Origin of the sequence: Flavobacterium hydrocarbonoxydans, from assembly GCF_009789235.1 — a bacterium.
In the GTDB taxonomy this organism is placed as follows: Bacteria; Bacteroidota; Bacteroidia; order Flavobacteriales; family Flavobacteriaceae; genus Flavobacterium; species Flavobacterium hydrocarbonoxydans.
In genome coordinates, this window is the sequence record NZ_WSTB01000014.1 from 75,893 (window position 1) to 92,969 (window position 17,077).

Genomic DNA, 17,077 nt, shown 5'->3' on the forward strand with positions numbered 1-17,077 from the left:
GGATTCAAGCCCCAAAATTATTGAAAAATTTGACTCTCTAAATATTCTAAAATATTTTCGGATGCTGTTCGATTCTTTTGTGGAATCAGCATATTTTTTACAAAAGTATTACGCTCTTCTTTCATTGAGTCGTTTTCTTTCAGCACCACATTTTCAATAAAATCAATTACTTGTTGCTTATTTCTGGACTGATAGTGTGCTGCTAAAGCTTTTTCTCCAAAAACATTCCAATACTCCATAACCGATTCGTTTCTAACCATAAAAAGTGCTGGTTTTCCTGTAATAAGATATTCTGCCATAAAGGAACCGCTATCGTGAATGAGTGCATCTGATGTTAAAAAAAGATCGATATAATAGCCGTCTCCATACTGGCCATTCTCAAGATTTTCCCATTTATTGAAGTAATTATCGGTTTTTTCTTTACCCCAATTCGGGTCATTTTCTAATTTTATCCTTAATAAAGGATGCGGATTGAATGCAATTTGCAATTTATCTTTATAATTAATAGCTAATTCTAAAAAGAAATCACAATACTCTAAAAAATTAGATACTTTACTCAACTCATTCATTAAATGATGTGGTGACCATATCATTTTTTTTAAGTCTGGATTTTTATTTTTCCAAACCTCTTTTGGGCTTTTATTCATTAAAAGCAGGTCGAATCCTGGATAGCCAGTTACAATTCTATTTATTCCTTTGTTTCTTTGTTTTTCGGATGCCATTTTTTGATGAATCTCCGTTTCTGAAAAAATTTTCCAAACCAGGTTGTGAAAATCTAAATCATAGGTAAAATCATAATTAACAGTCGGGACACTATAAGGCACATAACAGGTTAAGGTGTTTGGAAACTGTTTAATATAAAACCTGTAATCATGTAAGGTTTCATAAGGATTCGTATAAAAAATGATATCTGGCGAAAAATAGCTTTTAACATCCAGGTATTCACCAGTTTCATTATCATAAGTTTTACTTACATTATAACCTTTGTTTTTAAATGCTTCAAATGCTTTATTCATTTCAAAAAGCATATTTTCATTGCCAAAATTTACAACGGGACAAACAAATATGGCAGGTTCAAATTTAGGATGCTGTAAAATTAAATCATAAAGAAAATCATATTTCCATACCGATTCATGATTCAGAAAGAAAGCTACTTTCACTATTTTCTTTCCTCGAATTTTTTCAAGGGCTTTTTGATGTCTTTGAGGCGCTTTTTTAATTAAATAGGCATTATGAAGATCTCTAAGTTTTAAAAAATTATATATTTTAATTAACGAAATCCAGATTTTTTCGGGTACGAATTTTTTAATAGTTAATTTTAATTCTGTCATTTTATCATCAAACTAAAATTAATATTTATTTAAAATTTCAATAACAAAACTCACTTCATCATCAGTCAAAACTGGGCTGATTGGCAAACTCAATACTTCATTATGAATTTTCTCCGTAATTGGAAAACTTAAATTATTCCATTCTAAAAAAGCTTTTTGTTTATGTGGCGGAATTGGATAATGAATGACCGTTTGAATATTATTCTGAGTTAAATAGTCTTGTAAATTATCACGATTTTCTGTCCGGATAACAAACAAATGAAAAACATGATTCTCAGATAAATCCCAAAAAGGAAGAATTATTTTGTCGTTTTTAATTTCGGATAAATAACGTTTTGCAATTGCTCGGCGTTTGTCATTATCTGAATCTAAGTTGGATAATTTCAGATTTAGAAAAGCAGCCTGCAACTCATCTAATCTTGAATTGACACCAACAAATTCGTTATGATATTTTTTCTCTGAACCATAATTTCGAAGCGAAAAAATAACTTTAGCTAATGCTGAATCGTTTGTGGTAATAGCTCCACCATCGCCAAGGCAACCTAAATTTTTCCCGGGATAAAAACTAAAAGCTTTAGTTGATTTTAGATTATCGGCAATCTGGAATTTGGAATTTGAAATTTGGAATTTACCCATTTTGGAATTTAAAACCGCTCCATGAGACTGAGCTGCATCTTCTATCACTAAAAGATTATTTTGTGCTGCAATTTGATTTATTTGATCCATTTCTGCCAATTGTCCGTATAAATGTACTGCCAGAATAGCTTTTGTTTTTGAGGTAATATTTTCCTCAATCAAATCGGGATTGATGTTGTAGGTTTCTAATCTTGGTTCGACCAAAACCGGAATCAAATCAGCTTCTAGAATTGCTAAAATACTCGCTATAAAAGTGTTTGCGGGCACTATAACTTCATCTCCTTTTTGGAGTTTTCCTAAGCGAATATAACCTTTAAAAATCAATACCAACGCATCTAAACCATTGCCTACTCCGATGCAATATTTTGCCTGGCAATATTCGGCGAAAGCCTTTTCAAACGCTTCGACTTCTTTTCCTAAAATATACCAGCCGTTGTCTAAAACCGCTTTCAATTTATCCTGAAAAGCAGTTTCATAAGGTTCGTTTATTTTTTTTAAATCCAAAAAAGAAATCATATCAAAATGTTGTTTAGCAAGCTATAATTTGCTGTTTCGACTTCATAAAAATCATGAACTATGGTACTCGCTCCGAAGCTCTCTTTCCAGTATGACAAGCCCTGATTAAGTTTTTTGCCTTGATTTTCATTGGATATTCCAAAATCAAAAAAACACTTTTCTGCAAAAACTTCATGAATTAAATGATGAAATAAAAAATCCAGGCTTCCTAAATTATCCTGGTTTTCATTCTTCGAAATATACTGACAATGTGCTACAGTTTCGGTTTCAAAAACAGTAGTTCCGGCGACAATTTCATCCTTAAAATAAACATTAAACTGACGGATCTTTTTAGGGAAAAATGATTTCAAAACATTCATTTCTTCAACAGAATGAACTGGTTTTGCATTATGTTTTTTATCTAAATTAGGAATCAGAATTTCATTCCAAAACAATTCAAAAGTATCTTCTTCTTTTATTATTAATTGATTTGAAACTGCTTTCTGAAATCCTCTTTTTCTAATTTGAGAAATATTTTTTTCTTGCGATAAATCTACAACCGAAAGCGAATCTCGTCGGGTCAATTTGGCTTCAGCCAAAAATAAAGCATACAAAATTTCTTCTGCCGGTTTACGATGATAAATCGAAGGAAGTGTTTTAAAATAAAGCTTCCCGATTTTATTTTGATTCAAAAAAAACAAAACACATTGAAAAATTTCAATCACAGCTGCTAATTTAATTTCTTCCTTATAAACCAAACCTCCATAAGTAAGTCCCTGATGTGAATGGACCGAATTAGCTACAATATTAGCCGGTAAAACGGCAACTAACTTTTGATTTTCAAAAACAAGAAGCGAAAAATCCTTAAAACGATTCTCATGATATTCCATAAAATCACGGTGGAATAAAAACGTAGCATTTTTGGCCTGAGCAATAAAGTCATTCCATGTTTTATAATCGTTTTTGATGTATTTTTTTACGGTGTATTTCATTGTTTTTTTGCCATTGATTTAAGAATTTCAACAATTTCCATCAACTAGACAAATCATTTAAATTCTTCTAATCTGTGGCTAAGATATTTTAATTTTATTTATGCTCGAATGCCGGCAAATACCATTTGAATTTTACTGCCATCAAACGAACCGTGATAATAACCACCGATGTTACTAAGTACAAAATATCCTTTTCCAGATTTAATTCTCTTAGAGCAAAAAAAACAATTCCTCCAAAAATACAAATCGTCGCATAAATTTCTCTTCTAAAAATAGTGGGTATTTCGGTACACAAAATATCTCTGATTACACCACCAAAACAAGCCGTCATGGTTCCTAAAGCAATGCAAATTACAGGATGTAAACCTATCGAAATTCCTTTTTCGAGACCAATTAAGGTAAAAACTCCTAAGCCAATTGTATCAAACAAAAACAATGAAGTGCGTAGTTTATCAAACTTTTTACGAAACAAAATTGCCAGTAAAAAACCTAAAATAATTACATAAACATATTGCAAATCTTTCATCCAACCCACTGGTGTCCGGCCTATTAAAACATCACGAAGCGTTCCGCCACCGACTGCCGTGACAAATGCAATAATAAAAACTCCAAAAGGATCGAGTTTTTTGTGCATTGCTGTAAGTGCGCCGGACATGGCAAAGGCCATCGTACCGATAATATCTAATAAATGGAACATTCTTTTTTTAGGTTCTAAGTTACAAAGGCAATAAGTTTTTAAATCTTATTACTTTTATATTTTATTTCGACGTCTGAATTAATTTTTAGAATTGCCTCTATAAACCTTGATTTGTCTTTTGGTGAAATCAAAATTGCATCAAATTTGTTAAACGAAATTTCGATTCTATCAAAAGAAAGTGCTGGCGAACTCATAATATTATTTGAATCTGAGATCTTTTTAATACTCTGAATATCAATTTTTATATTCACCAAAAAACCCGATTTTATAATTAGACTTTCGTTTTCGATTATATAAAATGTGCTTAAAAAAATATGCGCTACAAAAGCATTAATTATCAGCATAAAAATTGCCAAACCCCAAGCCTGACTATACAACGCTCTAAAAAACGGCACTCCAAGCGCTATTCCTAAAAAAATAATCAGCCAAATATCTGTTTTAGATTTGAATTTTTCCATTAAAAAGTTATTTCTTGGTATATATTGGACTTCTCTTCAATAAATATGAAATAGAGTCCATCCAGCTGTCTTTTACAGCAAGTAAAGGTTTTCTGGTTTGAGAATAAATTTTAGTCGTATTTCTATACATATCAAAATACACCGTATAGTAGTAATACATTTGTGTGTTAGCCGTTGTGGTCGATATATCGTTGGTTTTTACTTTTTTATTATTATCGCTAACCTTAACATTTCCGCTATCATAAGTTGTTGCCGTCGAACTTTGCGAAATGGTGTACGAAACTTTGGCTGCTACAATATTATCGACGCCTAAGATTTTTTCTAAATCTTCGATAGGAGTTTCATCAATATTTTTATAATTAATGCCTGCTTTGTGCAATAGACTATTTGTGGTTCTTAAATCCTGCACCGTCAAAGGAAAAATATTGGCAGACTTATCAAGTAGCTTATTATACATATCGTTTTGAGCAAATTTTGCCATTTCTTCAGAGCTCTCCAAATTATCTGAATTCACATAAGGTACTGGCAATACCGCAATGGTATTGATCTTCATTTCTGCACTTGCTACAGCTGGATTAGCAGCACTTACAGGAGTACTCGTTGCTGAAACATCAAACGTTTGTGAACGTCCGCTTGCAAAATCGATTCTGGCAATTTGGGAAACATCAAGTGAAATTTGTAATGTCTCGCCCGACAAAGAATATTCTACTGTTTTATCAGACATTTTAGCAATCGTGCATTCAATAATCTGATAATCTCTTTTGATAATCTTATCCAGTTTTTTTTGAGAAAAAGTTGTTATTGAAAGTAATAACATCAAAATTGTAGCAAATTTCTGTTTTAGTGTCATGGTATTTAATTTTTACTAACTTATTATGCAGCATTTACAACTATGCTTATAATAAATAAGAGGTTAATATTCAGCGGATTAAATTTATAACTAATTTAAAAAAAATATTCTTGTGTTTTAATTAAAATTTAAAAAATCCCCTACATATTCTGTGTGTAAAAATTATAATCCTTCAGTACTACCCTAATAAAATCATGTGAATTTCCGGATTGATTTTTGATTCCGGTAACATTTTCGATCTTTGAAACCAGTTTTTGAATAGTTTCTAAATCTTGTTTGGCATCCGCTTTCAGGTAAGTTTCCTTAATAATTCGCATATCATTGTCTGATAATTTAATCACCAAAGGATAGGTTGGCACATAAGCCTCACCAATTTCTTCGAGAATGGTATTGCTTATATTAATTTTATTTTTTAAAGTTATCACTGCCGTTCCCGCCACCATATCGCCCAATCGCTGACTTTTTTTGCTCGAAATAACACTTATCAGCGCTATAATTCCGTAAAAAATAGTAATATCGACCAATCTAAAAAACCATCGCATCAAATAATCACCAAAACCTGCCTGGTAACCGTCGATTTTAACCACTTTTATTTTACTGATTTTTTTTCCGATAGTCTGTCCTTCAAAAATACTTTCCAGCGTAATAGAGTAAATCATTATAGGCAAGTAAAAAAGAAAAAATATCGACATCACCGACCATCGATCGAGTTCTGCAAACAATCTATCTATTCTAAACAAATAAAAAAACACCAGCCAAATCACGATTCCGTAAGCAATTTTTATCAGCAAATCAACGAAGTACGCCAGTATTCGCTCGCCTACCGAAGCTGATATGAAATTTATTTTAACATTTTGTGTTGTATTTATAGATAATTCTGACATATTTTATATTTTAGCCTACGATGAGAGAAGTTGCCTTCATAAAACAAAATAAAGAAAAATGGCTGGAATTTGAGCTAGCTATTTTTGGTAAAGCTAAAAAAAATCCTGATGAGTTAGCTAATTTGTACATTCAAATGATGAATGATTTGTCGTATGCCCAAACGTATTACCCAAAAAGTAAGACGGTAGTTTACTTAAATTACCTGGCATCGCAAATTTATCAGAAGATTTACAAAACCAAACGAACGGAGAAAAACAGGCTTGTAGAATTCTTTAAAACCGAAGTACCGCTGCTGGTTTACAACTACAGAAGGTATTTATTGTATGCTTTTATACTGTTTTTTCTAACGGTAGGAATTGGCGTTGTTTCGGCGATTTACGATCAGAATTTCGTCCGGTTGATTTTGGGCGATGGTTATGTCAATATGACTTTAGAGAATATCAAAAAAGGAAACCCGATGGCGGTTTACGGCTCCGGAAGCAACTGGGGAAGTTTTATTGGCATTACGATGAATAACTTGTATGTAGGTGCAAGATGTTATATTTATGGCATTTTTTGCGGAATTGGAACTTTTTATATTGCCTTGGGTAATGGTATAATGCTGGGTTCTTTTCAGTACTTTTTTTACGAACAAAATGTTTTCTGGAAAAGCGTTCGTGGCATCTGGATTCACGGTGCTATGGAAATTTTTGCGATTGTGATCGAAACGGCTGCCGGATTTATTTTAGGCGCTTCGATTCTTTTTCCGAAGACTTTTTCGAGAATTAATTCTTTTAAAATAGGTTTCAAAAATAGTTTCAAAATTTTTCTGAGTACTTTTCCTTTTACTATTTCCGCAGGGTTTTTAGAAGGTTATATCACACGTTATTCCATCGAAATGCCTAATTGGCTAAGTAGTTTTATCATATTATTTACGCTTGCCCTAATTTCATTCTACTATTTAGTTTATCCTTTTATTGTTCACCAAAAAACCAAAAACCTATAATGTTTGTACTTTTCAAAAAACGAGATTTCAGCAGTTACATATCCGATACTTTTTCCTTTTTAAAACTATTTGGAAAACACTTTTTCAAAAACTATTTTATTATCAATGGAGGTTTCCTATTGATTTTAAGTGTTTTACTTTATTTCATGATTAAAGTTTATTTCGAAGTATTGTTTTCGGCTTCGGGAGCACCTCAAGGAAGTTACTTTCAACAATATTTCGATGATAATTTAGGATTATTTATAGGTTCGATTTCTATTTTCGGAATTTTGATTATTGTACTTTCCCTTTTAAATGTGGCTTATCCGATAGTTTATCTCGAATTGGTCAGCCAAAAAAATAACAACGATTTTACCACTGCCGATATTATTTCGCTTCTAAAACAGAACATAGGGAAACTTTTAAAATTCTTTTTGGGTTCAATATTTGTCGTTCTGCCCATATTAGCCATTGTTTTCGGAATCGTTTTAGCATTATGCCTTATCCTAATCGGTTTTCCTTTGCTTTTTATTGTTGCTCCGGCCTGTATTTCCTGGCTACATTTAAGTTTATACACCTATCTTACGGAGGAAACTGGTTTTATTCAGGCGCTGCAGGAAGGTTATTATTTGCTTAAACAAAAATTTTGGGCCAATGTAGGGGCTACTTTTGTCATTTATATGCTGATACAAGTCGTACAAAGTTTCCTGACTATGATTCCGTATTTTATCGGAATTGCTGCTTTTTTAACTTCTAGTACTGCTCCTGGATGGAATACTGAAACGGGCTCATCAATGAGTATTTTTATTTCTTTATTTTTCATTTTTGCTATACTACTAAGCTACTTTTTCAATAATTTGGTTATTTTAAATCAGGGAATTATCTATTATAGTTTGAGAGAAGAAAACGAAAACCTAACCACTATCAGCGAAATTGATTTAATAGGACTTGATAATGAATAAAGTTTTCTTCGTATTTTATTTCCTCTTTCTCTTTGGTGTCTCGAACGCCCAGGACACTTTGGCTACAGCCGAACCTCCAAAAGTTGCTTCTGTAAAATATACCGAAGCTGATATTTATGTCGATTCTGATACTATAGAAGCCAAAACTTTCGATAAAAATTTCAAAAAAAAATATACAGATTCCGATTTTGTATATGAATATAAAACGCCCGAAAAAAATGCCTGGGATCGTTTTAAAGAATGGCTGGCAAATATTTTTAGAGATTTATTCAATTTTAGTACCAATGAAACTTCGATGAATTTTGTTTCAATTTTATTAAAAGTATTAGCTGTTTTGGTTGTCGTTTCTGTGATTTACCTTATTGCAAAAGCCTTAATTAATAAAGAAGGGCAATGGATTTTCGCAAAAGACGCCAACAAAAAAACAATCTATTATACTGATATTGAAAAAAATATTCATCTTCTGGATTTCAAAAAACTCATTGAAGAATGTCTGGAAAGAGGCGAAAAAAGACTTTGCATTCGCTACTATTATTTGTGGCTTTTAAAAATAATGGCACAAAATCATTATATCGAATGGGATATCGAAAAAACTAATTCTGACTATTTATACGAAATTCAAAGTCCAGTCCTTAAAGAAGAGTTTACCTATTTGTCGTATCTGTACAATTATATCTGGTATGGCGAATTCGAAATTGATGATAAAATGTTCGAAAAAGCACAAATCAGCTTCAAAAATTCAATAAAAAAGTTTAGCAATGAATAAAACTCTAAAAATATACATTGCTATTCTCATCGTAGTTTTTGCTTTGATTTTAATGGCAGACCGCAACCGCCCAAAACCTATTGACTGGCGGCCAACTTATTCTGTCAATGACAAAATTCCTTTCGGAATGTATGTTTTTGATAAGGAAATTGGCGGATTATTAAAAAAACAAAAAATAGAACGCGTTTCGGCTGTTACGCCATACGAATTTCTAGATGCAAAATATGATGCCGATACAACAGTTCAGACTTATAAAATTAAAGGAACCTTCCTGAACATTGCCGAATTTGGCAATATGGATGAAGCTTCGATTACTGAAATTTTTTACTTTGTATCCCACGGAAATAATGCTTTTTTGAGCATGAAAACATTTCCGCAATCTTTGCTAGATAGTTTGAAACTGGATTACAGAGCCGATTTTCAAATTTCGGATAGTACATCTTTTTGGCTGGGAAATAAAAATTTAAACAACAAAAAATATCATTTGACAGAAGGAATGTCTGATTATTATTTCTCGAAAATTGATACTTTAAACACTACTGTTTTGGGCTATCAGGGAAACAACGTAAAAGAAAAACATATCAATTTTATAAAAGTTCCTTATAAAAATGGTTATTTCTATTTGCACACTCAGCCTGCAGCGTTTACCAATTTTCATTTATTAAAAAGCAATCATTACCAATATGCCGAAAATGTTCTTTCATACATACCCGAAGACGATGTTTTTTGGTACACCAAAGGACAAAACAGCGAAACGATTTCAGAATCGCCAATGCGTTATATTTTAAGTCAGCCTGCGCTGAAATGGGCTTGGTGGCTAGCTTTAATCGGAATGTTGATTTTTATGATTTTTAATGCCAAACGTAAACAACGAGTGGTTCCTATTCTAAAACCATTACCAAATTTAACGGTTGATTTTACCAAAACCATCGGGAATTTGTATTATCAGGAAGGAGATCACACGAATATAATTGATAAAAAAATCATTTATTTTCTGGAAAGAATCCGAAACGAGTATTTGATGGAAACCACAAAACTCGATGAAGATTTCATCAAAAAATTACATCATAAATCAGGTAAAGATGAAGATGATATTCGAAATCTTGTTACCTTAATCAACGAACACCGAAAGAGTTATCACGGAAGTCTCGAAGAAGATTTAATCAGAATCAATAATGCCATCGAGAAAATTTTACATTAATTTTAAAATATAAGCCACAGATTAAAAGGATTAAAAAGATTTTAAATCTGTGAGAATGATTCTATCCCGATAGCTATCGGGAGTGGCAAAAAAACAAATTTATTAAAAAGAAAACATACCAAAACATGGACGATAACAATAACACAGAAACCGAAATCACAAACGAAAACGTAAATTTTGAAACCAGACTTAATCTGGCACCACTTTTAGACCACATCAATTTAATCAAAAAGGAGCTTGAAACAGTGATTGTGGGACAGGAAAAAATGATAGACCAATTGCTTGTTGCAATTCTGTCAAACGGACACGTTTTACTCGAAGGTGTTCCTGGTGTTGCCAAAACAATTACAGCAAAATTATTATCTAAAACTTTGAATATTGGTTTTAGCCGAATTCAGTTTACACCCGATTTGATGCCTTCGGATATTTTAGGAACTTCAATTTTTAACTTAAAAAGTTCCGAATTTGAGTTTAAAAAAGGACCTATTTTCTCCAATTTAATTTTGATTGATGAGATAAACCGTGCTCCTGCCAAAACGCAAGCCGCACTTTTTGAGGTAATGGAAGAACGCCAAATCACGATTGACGGAACGAGAAATCAACTCGAAACACCGTTTTTGGTTATTGCTACGCAAAATCCAATCGAGCAGGAAGGAACCTATCGTTTGCCAGAAGCGCAATTAGACCGTTTTTTGTTCAAAATCACGATTGATTATCCAAAATTAGACGAGGAAATTCTAATCATTCAAAGAGAGCATTTATTACAAAATCATGGCAAATTAGAAGCAATTAAAACCATTCTTTCTGCTGCAGAAATAAAAGGCTATCAGGCTTTAATTAAAGAAATCAGAGTCGAACAAAATTTACTGGAATACATTGCCAGAATTGTAGTAAACACGCGCGAAAATGCCTTTTTGTATTTAGGTGCTTCGCCTCGTGCTTCAATCGCCATTCTGAATGCAGCCAAAGGTTTTGCAGCCATTAAAGGACGTGATTTTGTGACTCCGGAAGACATTAAAGAATCAGCAATTCCAGTTTTGCAACACAGAGTTATTGTTGCTCCGGAACGCGAAATGGAAGGTATTACAAGTGCTGAAATCATCAAACAAATTATTGAAACAGTAGAGATTCCGAGATAATTATGGGTTGGTGTTTTGGGTTGTGAGTTAAAAAACTAAATTGTCAGGCTGAGCGAAGTCGAAACCCTTTCAACATAAAATGCCCTTCGACTTCGCTCAGGGTGACATTTGAAAAAAACCTGAAACCTGAAACCTGAAACCTGAAACAAAAAAAACAAAAAATTGTGAAATTCATAAAAAGTCTATACCTCAATAACTTCTTTTTCTATGTGCTTTTGGGCATTATCGGACTGTTTGTTTGTGCTTTTATTTTTCCGAATTTATACAATGCGGTTTGGTTGGTCGTTTTAATTTTGAGTACTTTTTTGGCACTCGATATTTTGATTTTATATGTATCCAAAAACGGAATCGAAGCGACTCGCGAAACACCTGAAAAATTATCAAACGGAGATTTGAATCCCGTAAAAGTACGTATCAAAAACCGATATACGTTTACCATTTCGGCAATGATAATTGATGAAATCCCGTTTCAGTTTCAAGTGCGTAATTTTAAAATTATCAGGAAAATCAAAGCTTCGGCACAAGACGAAATTGGCTATGATTTGCGTCCGACCGAACGTGGCGAATATTATTTTGGGAATTTGAATATTTATGTTTCTTCGCCTTTAATGTTAATTTCGAGAAGATTTACATTCGATAAAGATAAAATGGTTCCCACTTATCCGTCATATATTCAGTTGCGAAAATATGATCTATTGGCTTTTTCGAATAATTTATTTCAATACGGAATAAAAAAAATTCGACGAATTGGCCACACGATGGAATTCGAACAAATCAAAGAATATGTACAAGGTGATGATTTAAGAACCATCAACTGGAAAGCGACCGCCAAGAAAAATGCGTTGATGGTCAACCAGTTTCAGGACGAAAAATCGCAATCAGTTTATATGGCGATTGATAAAGGCCGTGTGATGCAAATGCCTTTTAACGGTTTGAGTTTGTTAGATTACGCTATCAATTCTACCTTGGTTTTGGCCAATGTTATCCTGAAAAAGCAGGACAAAGCTGGAATTTTTGCTTTTTCTAAAAAAGTAGAAAACCGAGTTTTTGCTGAAAAAAGAGGTTCGCAAATGCAAAAAATTCTGGAGACTTTATACAACATCAAAACCGACTTTTTCGAAAGTGATTACAGCCGTTTGTATGTTGATATCAAGAAAAACATTAACCAGCGAAGTTTGATTATTCTGTACACCAATTTCGAAACGATGGACGGTTTAAATCGTCAAATGCCGTATTTAAAAGGAATTGCAAAAAATCATTTATTGGTGGTAGTCTTTTTTCAAAATACAGAACTCAACGCCATCATCAACAAAAAAACCGATACGATTCAGGAAGTGTACGACAAAGTAATTGCTGAAAAATTCATGTTCGAAAAACGATTAATTGCCAATGAACTCAAGAAATACGGAATTCATTCGGTATTAACACAGCCTGAAAATCTGACTTTGGATGCAATTAATAAGTATTTGGAAATTAAGGCGAGAGGGATTTTGTAAAGTGGGAATTATGTAAATTTTGAGTTAACTTAAAATCATCAAATAGATTATCTTTATTGTTATCAATTTTATTCAGTAGTTTAGATTACAACTTATTATAGTAAAACAATTATAGTTTTAAAATCTAAACTTTCTTCTAAAAACAATAATAATGAAAAGAATAATATTACTTACCTCTCTTTTAGTGTCCTTTTGGTCCACTGCACAAAAAACAGAAAACATCATTATCATCACCACTGACGGTTTTAGATGGCAGGAAGTTTTCAAAGGATTAGATACTGAAATTGCCAATGATAAAAAATTTAATCAGGATAACCGTGATTACATTTTTAAAAAATACGGAGACTCTGATTTTAAAGAATCCCGCCAAAAAATAATGCCTTTTTTATGGACAGAAATTGCTTCAAAAGGACAAATTTACGGCAATCGTGTCTTTAATAATAATGTTGATGTTTCTAATACGTACTGGTTTAGTTATCCTGGTTATAGCGAAATTATGATTGGAAACGCTGATTCTAAAGTGAATTCAAACGATTATAAAGACAATCCAAATGTCAACGTGCTGGAATTTCTGAACAAACAATCAGAATTGAAAGGAAAAGTAGCTGCCTTTGGAGCCTGGAATGCTTTTGACCGAATTTTAAACGAAAAAAGAAGTGGTATTCCTGTAATTTCAGCCTTTGATCAGGTGGGAGGAACCAAACCAACGGCCACTGAAAAATTATTAAATGAGATGCGGGACGATTCGTTTAAGCCTTTTCATGAAGATGAATGTCTGGACGTTTTTACACATTATCAGGCGTTGAACGAGCTCAAAACTAATAAACCAAAAGTCCTTTATATCGCTTACGGAGAAACAGATGAATGGGCTCATGCAGGCCAATACAGATCGTATCTTGACGCAGCAAATCAGGTTGATGACTGGTTAAAACAAATCTGGGATTTTGTTCAAAATGACCCTCAGTATAAAAATAAAACGACCTTATTGATAACCGTTGACCATGGTCGTGGCGACAAGAAAAAGGAAGAATGGACCAGTCATGGACGCAAAATTGATGATGCCTCCGAAATTTGGTTTGCCGTAATAGGACCTCAAATTGCACCCAAAGGCGAAATCAAAACGGCAACACAATTGTATCAAAAGCAATTTGCACAAACCATAGCCAAAATCATGGGGTACACTTTTACTGCAGAACATCCTGTAGCAAGCGAAATTAAGGAAGTATTTGAAAAATAGATTTTTTTCAATTATGCTAAAGCAATTTAATTCTTAGTTTACACCATTTTAAAAACTTTCCAGAACAAGTCTCTGAACCTTTGCAACTTTGAACCTTTGACCCTTTTTTAAAAAATTCTCAGTACCTTAGCACCTTAAAATCTAAGTACCTTTTTAAAAATGAAACAAATTACTTCAATACAAAATCCGTTTATAAAATCGTTGGTTTTATTACAGGAAAAAGCAAAAGCCCGTAAACAAACGGGAACATTTTTGATTGAAGGTTTACGTGAAATTTCATTAGCACTTAAAGGGGGTTACGAAATAGAAACCGTTTTGTTTTTACCTGAATTGGTTACCGAAAATCAGATTTCGAAATTAATCACTTCGGCAGTTCAATTAATAGAAATCAACAAAGAAGTCTATCAAAAATTGGCTTATCGCGATACTACCGAAGGCATTTTGGCTATAGCCAAAACAAAATCACTACAACTATCTGATTTAAAATTATCTGATAATCCGTTGATTTTAGTCGCCGAAGCTCCAGAAAAACCGGGAAACATCGGAGCTCTTTTAAGAACCGCTGATGCTGCCAATTTAGATGCCGTTTTGATTGCGAATCCTAAAAGTGATTTATACAATCCAAATATTGTCCGTTCTAGTGTTGGCTGTTTGTTTACGAACCAAATTGCCACTGGAACAACTGCAGAAATCATTACTTTTCTAAAAGAAAAAAAAATTGATTTTTATTGTGCCACTTTACAAAATTCAACTTCGTATCACACCCAGGATTTCACGACTCCAACTGCTTTGGTTGTAGGAACTGAAGCAACTGGCTTAACACAAGATTGGCGTGATGCTGCAACGCAAAACATTATTATTCCAATGCAAGGCGAAATCGACAGTATGAACGTTTCGGTTGCAGCGGCGATTTTAATTTTTGAAGCCAAAAGACAACGAGGATTTTAAAGTGTAGCATATAACTTTCAAAAAATAATTAATATATAAAAAAGTGTTTGCTTTAGTCGATTGTAACAATTTTTATGCCTCTTGCCAGAGAGTATTTGAACCACATTTAAGAGAGAAACCCATTGTGATCCTCTCTAATAATGATGGTTGTGTTATTTCGCGTTCAGACGAAGCTAAAGCGTTAGGAGTACCTATGGGAGTTCCGGCTTATCAATACGAAGCTATTTTTAAAGAAAAAAACATTTTTGTATTCTCTTCAAATTATGCTCTTTATGGAGACATGAGCAATAGGGTAATGAATATGCTTCGCACTTATACTCCCGACATTGAAATTTACAGCATCGACGAAGCATTTTTAAAATTTACGGGTTACGAATTGTTTGACTTGCATCAATTAGGCTTACAAATGCGCAAACACGTAACTCAAGGAACAGGAATTCCCGTTAGTATTGGTTTTGCACCTACAAAAGCTTTAGCAAAAGTAGCCAATAAAATAGCGCGAAAATTTTCCACCCGCACACAAAATGTTTATTGCATTGACTCAGAAGAAAAAAGAATAAAGGCTTTAAAGTGGACTAAAATAGAAGACGTTTGGGGTATTGGAAGAAAACATGCCAAACGACTCAAACTAAAAAAAATTACCACAGCCTACCAGTTTACACAACTGCCGGATGCCTGGGTACGCAAAGAAATGGCCGTGGTTGGATTGCGCTTAAAACATGAATTAGAAGGAAAACCTACACTAGATCTGGAAGAAAAGAAAGATCGAAAAATGATTGCTACTACGCGATCATTTGAAAGAAAATATACAACATTCGAGGAAATATCCGAACGCATCAGTACGTTTACAGCTTCTTGTGCCGAGAAATTACGCCGCCAGAATTGCCATTGCAACATGGTAACTGTCTTTATCCAAACCAATTTTTTAGCCAACAAAGAATCACAATACTCACGAAGTATAACGGTTCACACAGATTTTCCCACCAATTCAACTATAGAGCTTAATCTGGCTGCTCAAACAGCGTTTAAAGCCATTTTTAAAAAAGGTTTTCGTTATCAAAAAGCAGGTGTAATTCTAATGGGATTAACGCCAAATAATGAAACGCAGTTAAACTTATTCGAAACCTCCAATCCAAAACATCAGCCACTGATGAGTGTCATTGACAAAATGAATCAGGGTTATGGTAATAACAAAATAAAGTTTGGAACTCAATCCTTAGGAAGACAATGGAAAATGAAACAAGAACGTTTATCTCCAAAATTTTCCACTGCATTAAAAGATGTGATAACAATTAATATCTAAGTACTTCCCAATTCATTATTTTTTTTTAGATTTCAGATCAAGCTATATTTTAAAAAAAAGTAAAATCCATTTTCAACAGAAGCATTATTTTTAGGGTGTTTCCCTCCGGGCCGGGCTGTCCGCTATATTCCCGATTAACAAAAACTACGGCTAAAAAGCCTTGTTTTTCTAAATCGCGAGATGCCGCTCCCATCCCTAACGCATACCAAGATCTGTTTTCATAAGAAAGAAGATCTTAACAATTGAGTTAGAAGCTGGAAGTTGGAAGTTGGAAGTTCGAAGTTGGAAGTTGGAAGCTTTATAGCAAAATAATTAGCATAGACTCGTCTTAAATTTCGAATTTGGAATTTGAAGTTCCCCATAATTCTTAGCGTCTTAGCGACTTTGCGGCAAAATGGAAAGTTTTTTTCACGCAGATTTTAAAAAAGATTTAAGCAGAGTCTCGCAGATATTTTTTTTAACCATACTTATACTAAACTTTAGTGTCCTGGTCTCTTTGCGGCAAAAAAAGCTGGAAGTTAGAAGTTGGAAGCTTCAAGCTTTATCTGACAGATGCGTTTGGATTTTGGAATTTCGAATTTCGAATTTAAAGTTCCCCATAATTCTTAGTGTCTTAGTGCCTTCGTGGCAAAACCCCGTTCATGTTATAAAACAAAAAATCCCCATCAAATTCATGATGAGGATTCTTAAAAGAAAGGCGACGACATACTCTCCCAC

At 33.3% G+C, this 17,077-nt stretch carries 16 protein-coding genes; 9 read left to right on the plus strand and 7 right to left on the minus strand.

The window, feature by feature from the left end; translation table 11 throughout:
* Positions 1-17 precede the first annotated feature (17 nt).
* The 7 genes from GON26_RS19325 to GON26_RS19355 all read right to left on the minus strand — a co-directional run bounded on the left by GON26_RS19325 (position 18) and on the right by GON26_RS19355 (position 6,343).
* A complete protein-coding gene (locus GON26_RS19325) occupies positions 18-1,331 on the minus strand; it encodes a CDP-glycerol glycerophosphotransferase family protein (protein WP_160376417.1) in 1,314 nt (437 codons plus the stop codon).
* An 18-nt stretch (positions 1,332-1,349) separates the two neighbouring features.
* The gene (locus GON26_RS19330) at positions 1,350-2,483 is read right to left on the minus strand and encodes a DegT/DnrJ/EryC1/StrS family aminotransferase (protein WP_160376418.1); all 1,134 of its coding nucleotides are present in this window, start codon (positions 2,481-2,483) and stop codon (positions 1,350-1,352) included.
* Entirely contained in the window at positions 2,480-3,454 is a 975-nt protein-coding gene (locus GON26_RS19335; protein ID WP_160376419.1) for a GNAT family N-acetyltransferase, read from the minus strand. Before GON26_RS19335 ends, GON26_RS19330 begins: the two co-directional genes overlap by 4 nt.
* Positions 3,455-3,548: 94 nt before the next feature.
* The gene (locus tag GON26_RS19340) at positions 3,549-4,151 is read right to left on the minus strand and encodes a trimeric intracellular cation channel family protein (RefSeq protein ID WP_160376420.1); all 603 of its coding nucleotides are present in this window, start codon (positions 4,149-4,151) and stop codon (positions 3,549-3,551) included.
* Positions 4,152-4,189: 38 nt separating this feature from the next.
* Complete coding sequence (locus GON26_RS19345; RefSeq protein ID WP_160376421.1) at positions 4,190-4,609, minus strand: PH domain-containing protein; 420 nt, start codon at positions 4,607-4,609, stop codon at positions 4,190-4,192.
* Positions 4,610-4,616: 7 nt separating this feature from the next.
* On the minus strand, positions 4,617-5,459 hold the full coding sequence (locus GON26_RS19350; protein ID WP_160376422.1) for a hypothetical protein: 843 nt from the start codon (positions 5,457-5,459) through the stop codon (positions 4,617-4,619).
* A gap of 140 nt (positions 5,460-5,599) precedes the next feature.
* The gene (locus GON26_RS19355; RefSeq protein ID WP_160376423.1) at positions 5,600-6,343 is read right to left on the minus strand and encodes an RDD family protein; all 744 of its coding nucleotides are present in this window, start codon (positions 6,341-6,343) and stop codon (positions 5,600-5,602) included.
* 20 nt (positions 6,344-6,363) lie between these two features.
* On the opposite strand from GON26_RS19355, the gene GON26_RS19360 reads away from it, so the two are divergent.
* From GON26_RS19360 to GON26_RS19400, 9 genes are all read left to right on the plus strand, one after another.
* Positions 6,364-7,329, plus strand: a complete 966-nt coding sequence (locus GON26_RS19360; RefSeq protein ID WP_160376424.1) for a stage II sporulation protein M — start codon at positions 6,364-6,366, stop codon at positions 7,327-7,329.
* Positions 7,329-8,270, plus strand: coding sequence for a hypothetical protein (locus tag GON26_RS19365; RefSeq protein ID WP_160376425.1), 942 nt, complete (start codon positions 7,329-7,331; stop codon positions 8,268-8,270). The genes GON26_RS19360 and GON26_RS19365 overlap by 1 nt, the downstream gene beginning before the upstream one ends.
* Positions 8,263-9,036 carry a DUF4129 domain-containing protein gene (locus GON26_RS19370; protein WP_160376426.1) on the plus strand — a complete coding sequence of 258 codons (774 nt, stop codon included), beginning with the start codon at positions 8,263-8,265 and terminating at the stop codon, positions 9,034-9,036. Before GON26_RS19365 ends, GON26_RS19370 begins: the two co-directional genes overlap by 8 nt.
* A complete protein-coding gene (locus tag GON26_RS19375; protein ID WP_160376427.1) occupies positions 9,029-10,237 on the plus strand; it encodes a DUF4350 domain-containing protein in 1,209 nt (402 codons plus the stop codon). Before GON26_RS19370 ends, GON26_RS19375 begins: the two co-directional genes overlap by 8 nt.
* A 125-nt stretch (positions 10,238-10,362) precedes the next feature.
* Complete coding sequence (locus GON26_RS19380; protein ID WP_160376428.1) at positions 10,363-11,376, plus strand: AAA family ATPase; 1,014 nt, start codon at positions 10,363-10,365, stop codon at positions 11,374-11,376.
* Between the two features lie 164 nt (positions 11,377-11,540).
* Positions 11,541-12,872 carry a DUF58 domain-containing protein gene (locus GON26_RS19385; protein ID WP_160376429.1) on the plus strand — a complete coding sequence of 444 codons (1,332 nt, stop codon included), beginning with the start codon at positions 11,541-11,543 and terminating at the stop codon, positions 12,870-12,872.
* Positions 12,873-13,023: 151 nt separating this feature from the next.
* The gene (locus GON26_RS19390) at positions 13,024-14,109 is read left to right on the plus strand and encodes a phosphoglyceromutase (RefSeq protein ID WP_160376430.1); all 1,086 of its coding nucleotides are present in this window, start codon (positions 13,024-13,026) and stop codon (positions 14,107-14,109) included.
* Between the two features lie 159 nt (positions 14,110-14,268).
* The gene (locus tag GON26_RS19395) at positions 14,269-15,057 is read left to right on the plus strand and encodes a TrmH family RNA methyltransferase (protein ID WP_160376431.1); all 789 of its coding nucleotides are present in this window, start codon (positions 14,269-14,271) and stop codon (positions 15,055-15,057) included.
* A 43-nt stretch (positions 15,058-15,100) separates the two neighbouring features.
* Complete coding sequence (locus tag GON26_RS19400) at positions 15,101-16,360, plus strand: Y-family DNA polymerase (protein ID WP_160376432.1); 1,260 nt, start codon at positions 15,101-15,103, stop codon at positions 16,358-16,360.
* Positions 16,361-17,077 lie beyond the last annotated feature (717 nt).